The sequence below is a fragment of the Pedobacter sp. CAN_A7 genome (assembly GCF_015752175.1).
Classification (GTDB): Bacteria; Bacteroidota; Bacteroidia; order Sphingobacteriales; family Sphingobacteriaceae; genus Pedobacter.
Genome location: NZ_JADOUW010000001.1, coordinates 1,289,058 through 1,303,808, shown reverse-complemented (window position 1 = coordinate 1,303,808; position 14,751 = coordinate 1,289,058). Strand labels below are relative to the sequence as shown.

11 protein-coding genes and 2 tRNA genes are annotated in these 14,751 nt (G+C 40.4%); 3 read left to right on the top strand and 10 right to left on the bottom strand.

Annotation, left to right across the window (positions count from 1 at the left end):
• Positions 1 to 7: 7 nt before the first annotated feature.
• The 4 genes from IWX76_RS05830 to IWX76_RS05815 form a co-directional block, all read right to left on the bottom strand.
• On the bottom strand, positions 8 to 3,103 hold the full coding sequence (locus tag IWX76_RS05830; protein WP_196858910.1) for a SusC/RagA family TonB-linked outer membrane protein: 3,096 nt from the start codon (positions 3,101 to 3,103) through the stop codon (positions 8 to 10).
• A gap of 236 nt (positions 3,104 to 3,339) precedes the next feature.
• On the bottom strand, positions 3,340 to 3,516 hold the full coding sequence (locus tag IWX76_RS05825; RefSeq protein WP_196858909.1) for a spore protein: 177 nt from the start codon (positions 3,514 to 3,516) through the stop codon (positions 3,340 to 3,342).
• A gap of 36 nt (positions 3,517 to 3,552) precedes the next feature.
• Positions 3,553 to 3,626: transfer RNA gene (locus IWX76_RS05820), tRNA-Cys, on the bottom strand.
• A gap of 52 nt (positions 3,627 to 3,678) precedes the next feature.
• Positions 3,679 to 4,425 (bottom strand): TrmH family RNA methyltransferase, encoded by a 747-nt coding sequence (locus tag IWX76_RS05815; RefSeq protein WP_196858908.1) that lies wholly within the window; start codon positions 4,423 to 4,425, stop codon positions 3,679 to 3,681.
• Here IWX76_RS05815 and tamL point away from each other — a divergent pair.
• Positions 4,416 to 6,809 carry a translocation and assembly module lipoprotein TamL gene (gene tamL, locus IWX76_RS05810; RefSeq protein ID WP_196858907.1) on the top strand — a complete coding sequence of 798 codons (2,394 nt, stop codon included), beginning with the start codon at positions 4,416 to 4,418 and terminating at the stop codon, positions 6,807 to 6,809. The genes IWX76_RS05815 and tamL overlap by 10 nt on opposite strands.
• Here the strand turns inward: tamL and IWX76_RS05805 are convergent.
• The 3 genes from IWX76_RS05805 to IWX76_RS05795 are packed head-to-tail and all read right to left on the bottom strand — an operon-like array spanning position 6,806 to position 10,223.
• Positions 6,806 to 7,336, bottom strand: coding sequence for a hypothetical protein (locus tag IWX76_RS05805; protein ID WP_196858906.1), 531 nt, complete (start codon positions 7,334 to 7,336; stop codon positions 6,806 to 6,808). The genes tamL and IWX76_RS05805 overlap by 4 nt on opposite strands.
• Positions 7,333 to 9,651, bottom strand: a complete 2,319-nt coding sequence (locus IWX76_RS05800) for a patatin-like phospholipase family protein (protein ID WP_196858905.1) — start codon at positions 9,649 to 9,651, stop codon at positions 7,333 to 7,335. The genes IWX76_RS05805 and IWX76_RS05800 overlap by 4 nt, the downstream gene beginning before the upstream one ends.
• Positions 9,652 to 9,695: 44 nt before the next feature.
• Complete coding sequence (locus IWX76_RS05795) at positions 9,696 to 10,223, bottom strand: TspO/MBR family protein (protein ID WP_334641301.1); 528 nt, start codon at positions 10,221 to 10,223, stop codon at positions 9,696 to 9,698.
• A gap of 80 nt (positions 10,224 to 10,303) precedes the next feature.
• Between IWX76_RS05795 and IWX76_RS05790 the strand changes: the two genes are divergently transcribed.
• The gene (locus tag IWX76_RS05790) at positions 10,304 to 10,486 is read left to right on the top strand and encodes a DUF3606 domain-containing protein (RefSeq protein ID WP_196858904.1); all 183 of its coding nucleotides are present in this window, start codon (positions 10,304 to 10,306) and stop codon (positions 10,484 to 10,486) included.
• A 120-nt stretch (positions 10,487 to 10,606) separates the two neighbouring features.
• On the opposite strand, the gene IWX76_RS05785 is transcribed toward IWX76_RS05790, so the two are convergent.
• Positions 10,607 to 11,203, bottom strand: a complete 597-nt coding sequence (locus IWX76_RS05785; protein ID WP_196858903.1) for a tetratricopeptide repeat protein — start codon at positions 11,201 to 11,203, stop codon at positions 10,607 to 10,609.
• Positions 11,204 to 11,481: 278 nt separating this feature from the next.
• A tRNA-Arg gene (locus tag IWX76_RS05780) sits at positions 11,482 to 11,553 on the bottom strand.
• 377 nt (positions 11,554 to 11,930) lie between these two features.
• Here IWX76_RS05780 and mgtE point away from each other — a divergent pair.
• Positions 11,931 to 13,304 carry a magnesium transporter gene (gene mgtE / locus IWX76_RS05775; RefSeq protein ID WP_196858902.1) on the top strand — a complete coding sequence of 458 codons (1,374 nt, stop codon included), beginning with the start codon at positions 11,931 to 11,933 and terminating at the stop codon, positions 13,302 to 13,304.
• A gap of 281 nt (positions 13,305 to 13,585) precedes the next feature.
• Here the strand turns inward: mgtE and ychF are convergent, their stop codons facing one another.
• A complete protein-coding gene (ychF, locus tag IWX76_RS05770; protein ID WP_196858901.1) occupies positions 13,586 to 14,680 on the bottom strand; it encodes a redox-regulated ATPase YchF in 1,095 nt (364 codons plus the stop codon).
• Positions 14,681 to 14,751: the final 71 nt, after the last annotated feature.

Genomic DNA, 14,751 nt, shown 5'->3' with positions numbered 1-14,751 from the left:
TTTAGGGTTAAAGGCCAATGTTTACACCAAAAGAGATTACACGTGCTTGCGGTGCGGAATAAAAATCTACACCCTGGTTAATGTTGGTGCTTTGATAATCTGCATTTACTTCAGGATCCCAACCATCGTAACCTGTAATGGTCAGCAAGTTTTGGCCTGTAGCAAAGATTCGCAATTTGCTTAATTTCAATTTGTTTAATACCGATGTTGGTAGGTTGTATCCTAAAGTCAGTGTCTTTAAACGAATATAAGATCCGTCAGATAAATACCTGGTAGAGGTACCTACACCGTTGCCATAACCCAACCGGGGTTCAGGTACATCGGTAATTTGGCCAGGTCTATCCCAATAATTGATCTGATCGGCAGTCTGGTTATCATAGCCGTTTGATCCGTTGGCACTCATATAGGTACCGCCGCTATTAAAAATCTTGTTACCTTCTACACCCTGGAAGAAAATACCCAGGTCAAAGTTTTTGAAAGTAAGGTTATTGTTGAACCCAAATATGTATTTAGGATTAGGGTTTCCTGCAAAGATCCTCTCTGCCTCATTGATGTTGTTCGTGGTGCCCCGGTTTGCCGTGCCGTCAGCTTGTGGTGTATTTAAATAATACAATGCATCGCCATTGGCCGGATCAACTCCTGCATATTCCGGCATGTAAAAGACGCCGATCGGCTGCCCTTCAATAGCAGCATTAATCTCGTTGCTATTTAATACCTGGCCGCCTAAATCAGTGATTTTATTTTTGTTTATTGCTCCGGTAAAGGTGGTGGTCCATTTTAATGCACCGGTAAGGTTTTCTGTGGTAATACCCAACTCAAAACCAGTATTGGTCAATTCACCCAGGTTCTGGGTAATGATGGAGAAACCTGTGGTATGCGGCACCGGTGTGTCTAACAACAAGTCGGTGGTGTTTTTCTTGTAATAATCAAAGGAACCAGATATTCGGTTACCGAGTATGCCAAAGTCCAGCCCAAGATCAAGCTGTGTTGTTTTTTCCCAGGTCAACTCTGGATTGGCAATTTGCGATGGCAGTTGTCCGGGAAGACCGCCATAAGCACCCGTTCCGCTAAACAGTCCGCGAGCAGAATAATTTCCAATCTCCGCGTTTCCGGTTAAACCATAACTAGCCCTAAGCTTTAAGAGGCTTACTGTTTCGCTGCCTTTCAAAAAGTTTTCTTCTGATAAGATCCAGCCAATAGATCCTGCAGGAAAGATTCCATATCGGTGGTTACTGCCAAAACGGGAGGAGCCATCGGCCCTGGCGCTAAAGCTTAACAGGTAGCGTTCATTGTATCTGTAATTGGCACGAAAGAAATAGGATAGAAAGCTATAGGCATTTTCGTTGCTGGTCGCCACCACTTTAGTTGCTGCACTACCCAGTTTTTTATAGGCGTCGCTGGGAAAGTCAGACCCTTCTATGGTGCTGTATTTGGTGGTTACCTTTTGATAACTTGTTCCTAATACGGCATCGAATATGCTTTTTTCACCGAAAGTGGTATTGTAGCTCAGGAAGTTGTTGGTGTTGGCATTGATGACAAAGGTGGAAATATTTTCGCCATAGCCATTAGCTGTTCCGGTGTTCCTGAAGGTTAAGGAGCCATAATAACTTTCTTCATTTTGGTTTAAGTTGTCAATGGACAGGTCGCTGGTAAACTTGAGGTTTTTAGCCAGGTTTACATTGGCAAATACCTTTCCAATGGTTCTATACACGGTTGCTTTATAGAAGGCATTGTCGATACCCAGAAAAGGATTGTAATAAATGGGGAAGTTAGCGCCTTCGCCGGGTAAACTACCGCTGATGAGGCCTGTGCGAGGATCGATGAAAGGTGTAATCGGAGAGATGGCCACAGCCTGTAAAGGGTTAGAGAAAGCATTATCGTTAGACAAACGGTTGTTAATGCTGTTCGAAAAATTAAGGTTCATACCTACTTCAATAAAAGAAGTGGCCTGATGAGTAAGGTTTAACCTGCCACTATAACGTTGATAGCTGTTGCCTACTAAAATACCATCCTGGTCTAATACCTGACCGCCCATGTAAAACTTTGTTTTCTCGCTTCCACCGGTTAAATTGAGGTCATACTGTTGGGTGAGTGGATTGTCTTGATAAGCTGCGGCTTCCCAGTTGGAATTTACTTTATAGGTTTGGTAATCATCGTTTCCTGCCGAATACCTTCTTAACCGGTTATTAACAATGGTGCTGTAATCGTCAAGGGCTTCTTCCAGGGTTTCATAATCGCCAAATAAAAAGTCTTGATTGGCAGCGCCCTCACCTGCACGGCGCATGAGTTGCACATATTGTTCAGCGTTTAAAAACTCGCGGTGATTTGTTGGCGAGTTTATGCCTGCTAATACATTAAAATTGATGGTTGTTTTTCCGGACTTTCCTTGTTTGGTGGTGATTAATACCACACCATTTGACGCCCTGGCACCATAAATGGCAGAGGCCGATGCATCTTTTAAGACCTCTATGGATTCGATATCATTGGTGTTGATGTCTGCCAAAGGGCTGGTGGGAGCGGAAGTGCTGGATAAACTATTGGACACAATGGGAATTCCATCCACCACATATAAAGGTTCACTGCCGGCAGTTACCGAAGCAGCACCCCTCACCCGAACAGTAATTCCCTGTCCGAGTTTTCCACTTTGTGAGGCAATCATCACTCCGGTAGCTTTTCCCTGCAGGGCCGATTCAAAACTGGTCACCGGCAAATTTTCCAGGTCTTTTGATTTTACCTGAGCAACGGCTCCGGTTACATTTCTTCGCACCTGTGTTCCGTAACCGACTACAACTACTTCAGATAAATCCTGGTTGTCTTCTTCCATAACGATGTTTATGGTGGAGGAACTTGCTGCTATTTCTTGTGTTTTAAAAGAAATGTAGCTAAAAATTAAGGTTTGGGCATTATTAGGAAGCGTTATTTGGTAATTTCCGCCTGCATTGGTTTGTGTGCCGGTAGAATTTACTCCTTTTATCGTGACGCTCACCCCAGAAATGGGATTTCCGTCAGATGAAGTAACTTTTCCACTAATTACCTTGGTCTGCCCGTAGGCAAATGTCATTATACCCAAAGATACAATGAAAAGAATGAGTAGTTTTTTCATCAAATAGTCTAATTAAGTAATTGGTTTGGTTGAATTTAGATGAATCTAATCAAAAAACTCGATATTTTTGATTTGTGTCGTGAAATTTTAATTGTTGTGTTGGGAAAAGGTATAGTTGTGAAGAAATCACAGGTCAATTAGCAAAAAGTGTTTGCTTGAAGAGAAAAAAAATGAGGTAAATAAAAAAAGGCCATTCCTTTTTAGGAATAGCCTTTTAAAATGTTTTTAACCTGTGCTTATGCCTGAGCAGAAAGCTTAGCTAAAATAGCGTTGTTGATAGCTAATTGATCTGTAGTAGATTGTCTTGAACGGCTTCCCAATTCAAGGTTTGTAGCTAATTTCAACGTTTTAACTTCTTGACGTGAAGTGTTTTTATTTTTTCTGTCTTTTCTTTTTAATCTGGTAACTGCCATGGTCTTAACCTTTGTTTTTTTAATTTATAATAAATCTGGAGGTCGAGAGCGGATTCGAACCGCTGTACGAGGTTTTGCAGACCTCTGCCTAGCCACTCGGCCACTCGACCCTATTGGATTCAGGACTGCAAAAATAGCAATTATAAGTTATTATGCAATTTATTATATAATATTTCTGCTCATCTCTGAACAAAAGATGCCTGCAGATATGGCAACATTCAGAGACTCAGCCTTTCCAATTCGCGGAATGGTTACCGGATGCTCGATAAAATTGATCACTTCGGCACTAATTCCCTGCCCCTCGTTACCTAATATTAATAAGCCTTCGCTGCCAAATGACGTTTTATAAATACTTTCTCCTTCTAATAGGGCTCCATATACAGGCACGCTTATTTGGGGTAATATAAGCGCTAAATCTTCATAATACATATTTACACGGGGCAGGGAGCCCATGGTGGCTTGTATAGTTTTTGGATTATATACATCTGCTGTATTTAAAGAGCAAATGATGTTTTTAAAGCCAAACCAATCAGCCGTTCTAATAATGGTGCCGAGGTTTCCAGGGTCTTGAACACCATCAAGCAAAAGGGAGAAGCAATTTTGAAGCACTTCGGGCTTTAAGGGAATCGGTTTTGGTTGGTTTACCAAGGCAAGAATTCCCTGTGGGGCTTGTAAAGTACTAATCTTATCTAATTCGGCGTTGTTTACTTCAAATAACTTTATATTTGAAGGTAAAGTTGGTAGTAAAGATTTATATTCAGCCAAATAGTAAATGCTATGTAGCTGGTAGTTAGATGGAATAAACTCCACGAGAGATTTAATCCCTTCGATTATAAAAATCCCATTTTCTTTACGGTACTTTTTTTGATGTAATGATTTTATAAAACTTATCTGTGATTTTGAAAGCATACCCTGATTATAAAAAGAAGACCCTTTTTCCTGCAATATTACTATTTATTATTCTTTTTGTTGCTTCCTGTTCATCCACCAAGTATATAGAAGACTACCAATCCATCGTGAAAAAGGTAGAAATAGACAGTGTTCCAGATAAATTTAAAGAAGAGGTGCTCAATTATGTGCAGAAAGATATCCGCCCTGCACCTAAACTGGGGATAAACGTTGGATTATACAACCTATTTTATGGTCTGTTTAAAACGAAGTCCATTGGAAATCCGGCTCCGGTATTAGACAGTACCTTGGTAGACATATCCAGAGTGCAAATCGAAAAGTTCCTGCACAGTAAAGGTTATTTTAATGCCAAAGTTAATTCGAGCATTGCTGTTGAAAACCAGCGGGCCTCGATAGTATTCAATGCCACACCTGGCCCTGCATTTTATGTAAATACACTAACTTTTGATGTAAAGGACTCTGTTTTAAAAGAAATTTACTTAAAAACGAAGCCAACTTACACCCATGTTCGCGAAGGCATGCAATATGACGACGATTCTTTAGCATATGAACGTGATAAAATTTATGAAATAGCCAAACAACATGGTTACTTTGATTTTGCCAGACCTTATATTAAGTACTCCGTTGATTCAAACCTGAATGCCAGTAAAACAAATATTGTACTGACGGTAGATAATCCACAGGATAAACCTTTACACCCTCGTTATATTATAGGAGAGACCAATATCATCATTGCGCCAAATTCTGATGGTTTTCCTGATTCCATCACTTTAAACCCTCGCGTATTCAGACAAATCAGGTACACCGATTTGGCTAAACGTTTCCGGAGGAACCCCATTGTGCGTTACGACTTCATAAAAGCAGGTGAACTCTATAACAGTACTATGGAGGATATCACCTATAACCGTCTGTATGAGCTGAACGTATTCAAAAACGTAAAAATTGATTACCAGAAAGCTAAAGACAGTTCTTTAGTAGTAGAACCTATCATCAGGCTGATCCCTCAGAAAAAAATGAGCAATCGGGTAGAAGGTGAAATTCCTTTTAATGCTGGTACTGTTGGCTTCACTTTAAGTAATACCTATACGAATAATAACCTGTTTAGGGGCGCAGAACGTTTTGAGTTCCAGATAAAAGGTGGTTTGCAATCCAGGCTCGGGCAAGGGGGCTCGCTGTTTAGCGATGTGTATCAACGCGATTTCTCCGTAAGTGCTAACCTGGCTGTGCCACGGTTGATGTTGCCTTTTGATATTCCGATGATGGGTAAAAATGGGATGCCTTTTACTACATTCTCTACAAGTTATGTGTATGCATTGCAAAAGGACTTTTTTGTGCGCCGGGTGTTTTTAAACTCGGTTACTTACGACTGGTTTGAAACCCGTTCGAAACTGCATTCCTTTACGCCATTAAACTTTGAATATAGGTTTGGAGGCTTACTGTTGGTCACTGATGGGCCAGATGAAGCGCAAAATGAAATTAATAGAGAGCTGATCAGGAATAATGAGTATAATATCAAACTTCTTGGTCGTCAAGACATTACGCTGGGTATAAAATATACCTATACGCTTAATCAGAATAAATTGTTAACCCCGGGCAGCTTTTTCTATTTCAGAGGGAACATGGATATGGCAGGTAACTTACTTGACGGTATTAGCCGTTTGGCGGGCGGGCATAATAATATAGCGGAAGGAGATTTTGCAACCGTATTGGGTTTACCTTATAATCAATACATCAGACCAGAGATCGATTTACGGTGGTATAAAACTTTGGGTCTGGATAAACAGTTTGTGGCCAGGCTAAATGCAGGTGTTGGTTTTGCCTATGGAAATTCTGACACCATGCCCTTTGAGAAGCTGTTTTTTGCAGGCGGATCCAGTGGCGTAAGGGCATGGCAAGCGAGAACCCTTGGTCCGGGTAATTATAACCGCGGTGAACGTCTTGCTACAGAAGAAACAAGAAGAACATTGTACGGATTAGATCAGCTAGGTCAGATGCACATTGAAACCAACTTCGAATACCGTTATAAATTGCTCAATAATTTCTTTGGTGCTAAACTTAAAGGCGCAGTCTTTTTAGACGCCGGTAACGTATGGAACGTGTCGCCGGGAAACCCGCAACCAGAAACCTATTTCGACTTTAAAAAGGTGTTTAACCAAATTGGTATTGGTACGGGGTTAGGCCTGCGTTATGATGTAGAGTATTTTGTTTTCCGCTTTGATATCGGCTTGAAACTAAAAGATCCACAGTTTGAAGGGTCCAACCAATGGGTGATTGGGAAATATATCAATGGAGCTGATCAGTTCAAAGCGGACTATAAGGTTACTCATAGTCCGGATGAATATCGTTTTGTGCAATACAATTTTGGGATTGGCCTGCCTTTCTAAAAAATCATTTTAATGGAATCGAACAGGGTTTCTAACAGCGTGCTCAAGTCTAATCCGTTACTGTGGTTAAAGTAGACAAACACAACCAGGATAATAATAGCAATGATGAGCAGTTTGCGGAACATAAAGGCGATGACAATCACGATTAATGGAAATAAAATCATTCCAAAGGCACTGATCACATAAGGTGTGAGGGTGCCTTCTTTTTTATGAACAAAAACCAGTTTGCTATGTGTACCCTGATCGTTTATGTGTTTGATGTATACAAATGTTGATCTTTCCAATTGCAACGGTAATATGGCCACACCCTCATTAAACTTCAAAGCTTGTTTAAAACCACTCACACTAAAAGTGTAATTTCCATTAATTTGTTCTAATGGGTTTTCAACAGAATCAGCGGCGATAATAGCTAGTTTGCTGTTTTTTAATAAACTTTCTTTAATGATGAAATTGTTGATGTCGGACTGTTGTGCATAGCTTGCACCAGTGATCAGTAGCAGGAAACAGATTATGCTTAAAAGCCTCATTCGATAGATCGTTTATTGTAAATTAGATAGCCCAAATGTAGCAAAATGCCGTTTCTTTTTATGGGATCGTCGTATAAATTATAACTCAGGCTTATTGGGCCCAATGGCGTATGGTAAACCAGCCCTGCAGTAGCTGCATAACGCCATTGTTGAAAAGCCTTGGTTTCTTGCGCTTGTTGAAAGCCTTGCTGGCTAATTTCTTTGTAGGGTAAAAAAGAATAGGCTTCTAACCTGAGGTCTAAATTTTGTCGCAGACTATATACGTTTTTCACACCGGCGGCCAGGTAACTTGCTGCGCGAAAGTTCTCCAGGTATAGTGAACGGCTATCTTGCATGGGGTAAAATGCTGGGGCTACCAGCAACGTAGAGTAGTAGTTGGAGAACATAGGCAGGTTAGATATGACGGCTTCTGCCAGATATCCAAGTGTGTACCGACCTTTATGGAAAAAGTAATTTTCGTCTGCAATTTTTAAATTTACCCAGTCGCGATCCAGGTTGGCCTCACCAATCTCATTCTCACTAATCGGGCTATTTCGTGAGATATTTCCTGGCTGATAGTGCTCTCTTCCCTTGAAATAGTTAAAACTAAAGTGGAAGTTTCTTCCGCGGTTAGCATATTGCTTGCGATTTAGCGTATATTTTTCCACGGCTAATGTACTGCGTAAACCTTTGAAGATGGTGCGATCAAGCACATCGCCAGCAGTAAAAGTGTTGGTCGGACTGTAATAGTCGGAATTGAATAAATACGCTGCGCCCCCGGTAACTTTAAGGCCCCCATCTAAGGGGATACCCAACTTGATGTCTATTTTACGGTCTATCGTTTCGATATAGGTGGGGTGCAGGTTTTCGATATAGATGGAGCTTGTACTGTAATAATTGAAATGGTTAATGGTCATTTCTGTAGCCAGAAAAAGTGGGAGACGGGTAGGAAAATCTATTCTTGCTGCCAATGTAGCCGCTTCATAAAACCTGCCGGAATAGAATTTAAGGCCAAGTGTGTAGGCGTTTTTATTCAGGTGGCTGTATTGTAAACCCAGATATACGTTGCTAATAGGCCGCGTGGAAATGTTACCGCCGAAATCTAGCTTAATGCTTTTTTTAGGCCTGGCAATAATTTCAAACAGGTAGTTATCGTCTTTAGCATTATAGGCTATTTTTGGGTAAATGGTTTCGAAAGTTTCATCGGCCACCAGCTTATAGTATCCTTGTTTAATATCTCTTAAATCAAACAAATCTTTATCTTTTTTAAACAGGCGCTCAATGTATTTTTTTTGTGCAGAATTTACGCCTGAAACGGAGACTGACTTAAAGAGCAGGTCTGGTTTTTTATTATTGAACTCATTTCTCCTTAAGCGCAATTCGGTGGCGGAGATGCGTTTACGCACATCACTTTTAATCTTATCCATATTGGCCATGGCCGCATCGTAACCCTGTTTGATCAGCATTTCGACAGGTGTGAAATTGGCAGAACTAAAATCTTTAAGGTCGGGTCTGATGTAAACGCCATCATCTCCAATTAGGGTAGAATCAGAACGTGATAAAAACATCTGCAGGATGAACCGGTTCATTTTGCGATCGTCGTTTTCGTCGGGAAAGATATCAGATGTTTTGGAAGATACATTAACGCCAATAATGTAGTCGGGATTAAATTCCTGCTTCATTACATCTACAGGAAAATTGTTATATAAGCCACCATCAAATACATATTTATCATCCAGTTTAATCGGGCGGTACACAAAAGGTACGGTTAGGGTGCCACGCACGGCCTCGGCCAGACTTCCTTTTTTTACGGTGATGGCGCTTTGATCGAGTACGTCAGACACCATACAACGATAGGGCACAAACAGCTTGTTAAAGTCGTCTTTAGCTATAGCCGATGCCTGGGAGAATAGTTGCATCAGGGCAAAATTTAAGGGTACGTCGTTCACCAGGCTCGAGCGGAAGTTTAACCTTAGGCTGGTATCTGCGGTAAGTTTGGCGCTCAGCATGGAAGCATTGACCCCATTTTTCTGGAAGAAAAAGCTGTAATCGCTGGTGTAGCGGCCCCTTACCCAGGACTGGAATTCATTGCTTTTCGCTATTTCTTCCATTTGTGCCGGTGAGTAACCTGCGGCATACATGGCACCGATGACCCCACCCATGGAAGTGCCAGTAATGTAGTCGATCGGGATGTTGTTTTCTTCGAGTGCTTTCAGTGTTCCAATATGTGCAAGCCCTTTTGCACCACCACCACTCAATACCAATCCCACCCGCTGTGAATACCCGGGTAAAGCGCTGGAAAAGAGTAGTAATAACAGCAAATATTTATAGGACATCACATCCTAAAAATAGTGCTTTTTTAATTAATTAGGATAGGTGTTTAGTTTAAATTGTAGATACTATACGTTAATAGTGTAGCAAAACTTACCCATAAAATATAAGGAATAAACAGCAGTCCGGCGGTTTTGTCGATTTTGTAAAATACGCGTGCATTGATGATCACAGCCACCAGTAAGGCGACGATTTCGAATACGGAAGCACCAATTTTATGTGCGTAAAAGAACAGGAATGACCAAAGTAAATTGAGCACCAGCTGGATGAAGTAAATGGCTGCAGTGCGGGGTACATGTGCAATCTGGTTCCTTTTTTTCCAGACCAGGTAGGCCGAGATGCCGATCATGATGTAAATGGCGGACCACACGGGCCCGAATACCCAACTTGGTGGATTAAAGCTTGGTTTAGCGAGGGTAAGGTACCAGGTAGAAACGGATTGTCGGGTAAAGAGACTTCCGATGACACCAATGAGTAAAGGGATAGCGAGGTTGATGATAAAGGGGAAAAATTGGAACTTGCTTCTTTCTGTCGTCATATGGTGTTTGGGATGGTGGTTTTGGACTCCAATAATCATGCCTTGGGTTAAACAAATGTACCTTCTATAAAACACTTTGACCATTATTCCTGTTTTATATTTTCATTAAACGAATCATTATGGCAGACAACAAAAATATTCAAGATGAAAGAGATCGAAGTAAGATAGATGGTAATGAGGACTATGAGTTATCTTATCTTCAAGAAAAATTAGGGGTTAGCAGGGAACAAGTAAGGGACGCTATTAAAGCTGTTGGCAACAGTAGGGATAAAGTGGAAGAGTACCTACAGAAACACAAATAGATCAATGCCATTCAGAAAAGATCAACTCCATTTTAGGTACGGTCAGGTTTCAATATCGTAACTAATTCAAAAAAAAGGCCCTTCACCATGTGATGAGCCTTTTTTTTTGTTCCGTATAACTTATTCATCATCCAGTAAGGTGACACACTCTTTGCTTAAAGATGCCAAACGATCGGGAAGTGTTGCTAATGCAGTAGTATTTTTAGTGCTATTATAAAGGCCTTTTAAAATATTCATCGTTCTTTCGTCGGGATCGCAAGCCTGTGATTTTTCAAAATATGGAATTGTTTTATCAACCTGAAGTTTATAAGCTTTATAAGTTTTTTCATTTAGCGTAACGTCTTTCGCTTTAGCTGATGCGGTTACTGCTTGTCCTAGGGTGTCACATTTTTTAAGGTGAAGGAAACCTAATGCGTTATGGGTAACAAAATAATCTGGTACTAATTTGAGAGAAGCTTCATAATGGGTGATGGCTTTTTCCGGAGCGCCCGTTGAGGCATAAATTCTACCAAGGTGGAAATTTACATTAGCGATCTGTTTATCGTTTAATTCTGAAGCTCGATTTAATAATGCCGCAGCTGATCTAATTGTCTCATTATTTTGACTTTCGACCATTCTGGTGGTCATGTAGTCGAAATATAAATCTTTTATATCCTGGGCATTGACCATCGTGGTGCCGAAAAATAGGAGTGAGCAAAGGAGAAACGTTTTTTTCATAATTCTTTTTTGAGTGCATATCATATGGTCATTAGCTTTTAAAAAACATATATAAGCAGCTGACCGTATGTTAGCGTTTGATAAATAGTTTAAGTTATTAAATTGTATATAACATTGTCTTTATAAAAGTAAACATATTAATTAATTGGAAGTTATGCAGCGGTAATTAAAAGACATAAAAAAAGCCCCATTTAAGGAGCTTCTTTGTAAGAACATAGGTGTTTAAGTATGTAGTTTAGCAAAAACCGCCTCTAAACATCATTAAATACAATTGTTTGTGTTCCCGAAGGGATTCGAACCCCCATCATTAGAACCGGAATCTAACATTCTATCCATTGAACTACGGGAACAAGGCCGCAAATATATATAAATCATTGGTGATCTCTAGAGGTTTTTAAATTAAATCATTGTTATAAAGACTATATTGAATAAAGGTCAAAGATATCATCTCCTAAACCCCCGTACAGCACGAACACCGTCCGCCTCTTTTATCAATAACACCTTTAACGAAAAGCTTGTTGCCGCTAAAAACCTTGCGCGCATTCCCCTGATTTTCTCATAACTATTAGTAAACAACATAGAATAATAAGACTTTTTTATGTAAACTAATTTCAAGCTAAGTCGCAATCAAATTAACTTATCCTCTACAACCATATTCTAAAAATAAAACCCCACTTTTGCAATCCTGAACAAGAAGCATAAACATGTAAAAAAAGAGTCGTATTTTATGGAAGAATTGATTGTTGAAGAAGTGGTTGAACTGGTTGAAAAGGGTGACAATGCACAATTAAAAGTCTATTTAGATGACCTGAACATCTCAGATGTTGAACACCTGATCAACGAACTTCCCCAATATGCCGTAAAATTTTTAGATACCCTGGCCATAAAACGCGCCGTTAATGTGTTTAGAATTCTTGACTTTCCAACCCAGGAAAGGATTATCAAAAAACTATCAGGCCCAAAACTAGCCGAATTAATCAACTTACTTCCTCCCGACGACCGTACCTCACTTTTCAGTGAACTAAAAGGTGATGCTGTTGCCAAATTGATTCAGTTATTGCCGGCTACAGATCGGGTAGAGGCCTTGTCGCTTCTGGGTTATGAAGAGGACAGTGTGGGCCGTTTGATGACACCAGATTACGTGGCTGTTAAAAAAGACTGGACCGTTAGTCGGGTTTTGGAGCACATCAGACGTTATGGTAAAAACTCTGAAACCATCGATGTCATTTATGTAATCGGTGATAATGGGGTGTTGTTAGATGACATTAGAATCAGAGAGATTTTATTGGCCAGTCCGGAAGTTATGATTGGCGACCTCGCCGATAACCGCACCATTGCATTAAAAGCAAACGACCCGCAGGAAGAAGCCATTAATGTATTCCGGATGAACAACCGGGTGGCACTTCCGGTAGTGGATGATCATGATATTTTATTAGGCATTGTTACTGTCGATGATATCCTCTGGATCGCCAACGAGGAGTACACAGAGGACATGCATAAAATTGGGGGCACCCAGGCTTTAGACGAGCCATACCTCGATATGCCTTTATTTGGTTTAGTGAAAAAGAGGGTAGGCTGGCTGGTGATCTTATTTCTAGGGGAAATGTTAACCGCCACCGCCATGGGTTATTTCGAAGCAGATATCGCTAAGGCGGTTATTCTGGCCATGTTTGTTCCTTTAATTATCTCCAGCGGGGGTAATAGTGGTTCACAAGCATCCACACTAATTATACAGGCCATGGCTTTAGGAGAAATTACGATTGGAGATTGGTGGAAAGTGATGAAACGTGAAATCCTTTCTGGTTTAATTCTAGGTATTGTATTAGGAACAATTGGTTTTACCAGAATCTTTGTATGGACGCTGTTTAGCGATATGTATGGGCCGCATTGGATGCTTATTGGATTAACTGTAGGTGTGGCGCTGGTAGGTGTGGTCCTTTGGGGCTCCCTGGCTGGATCGATGTTACCCTTACTGCTTAAAAAGCTAGGTGCCGATCCTGCAACTTCTTCTGCACCTTTTGTTGCCACGCTGGTCGATGTAACCGGACTTATCATTTACTTCTCGGTCGCTGTGATGTTCCTCGAGGGCATATTGCTCTGACCTGGTTTTATAAACCTAAACATACAGTTACTTAGCCACTCGAACGTAGATTTTATAACCAGGTAAACGCGGTTGCTTAGCCACTTGAACATAGATTTTATAACCAGGTAAACGCAGTTGCTTACCCTGCTTAATAGGATAACTAAACGAGTTGAGCACGTCGCTATAAAACCATAAACCCAGACTCATCAAAATATAACTAACAAAAAATGCAGCTCTTTATGAAGCTGCATTTTTGCTGTTTATAACTCAGTTACAAACAAATATCAATCGATTATTCCTTAAACGTTAAATCGGAAGTGCATGATGTCGCCATCTTCCACTACATAAGTTTTACCTTCCACACCAAGTTTTCCAGCATCTTTACAAGCATTTTCTGAACCCAGGGTTATGAAATCGTTGTATTTTATCACCTCTGCACGAATAAAACCTTTCTCAAAGTCTGTATGAATTACACCAGCCGCTTGTGGCGCGGTAAATCCTTTCGTAATGGTCCATGATCTTACTTCTTGTACACCAGCAGTAAAATAAGTATATAAATCTAACAGACGGTATGCGGCAACGATCAATTTGTTAACTCCTGATTCGGTTAAACCTAAATCATTCAAAAACTCCTGACGTTCTTCATAACTTTCCAGTTCTGCAATTTCTGATTCTATCTTAGCCGAAATAACCAGTACTTCAGCACCTTCTCCTTTTACGGCTTCTTTTACCTGATCTACATAGGCGTTTCCATTGATGACAGAATTTTCATCAACATTACATACATACATCACTGGTTTTTGAGTCAATAAACCCAAATCTTCTATATAATCGAAATCATCAGCGTTTAATGCAGCAGAACGAACTGAGTTTCCACCTTCCAAATGCGTTTTGATGATGCTCAACAGGTCGAAAGTTCTTTTGGCTTCCTTATCGGTTTTAGCCATTTTCTCTACTTTCTGGATGCGTTTACTAACTGTATCTAAATCTTTTAGCTGTAATTCCGTGTCGATAATTTCTTTATCTCTAATAGGATCAACAGAGCCATCCACATGGATCACATTGCCATCATCAAAACAACGCAACACGTGAATGATGGCGTTGGTTGCACGAATGTTACCCAAAAATTGGTTACCTAAACCTTCACCTTTGGAGGCACCCTTAACCAATCCGGCGATATCAACGATCTCAATGGTATTTGGCACCACCCGGTTAGGTTTTACTAACTCAGCAAGCTTGGTCAGCCTTTCATCTGGAACAGTAATAACGCCAATATTAGGTTCGATGGTGCAAAAAGGGAAATTTGCTGCCTGCGCCTTAGCGTTCGATAAACAGTTAAACAAGGTAGATTTTCCAACATTTGGTAAACCCACTATACCACATTGTAATGCCATGAATAGATTTGTGTTAATTTGGCGCAAAGGTATCAAAAAAATTAAAACCCGAGCGTAATAAACTTGCAGAG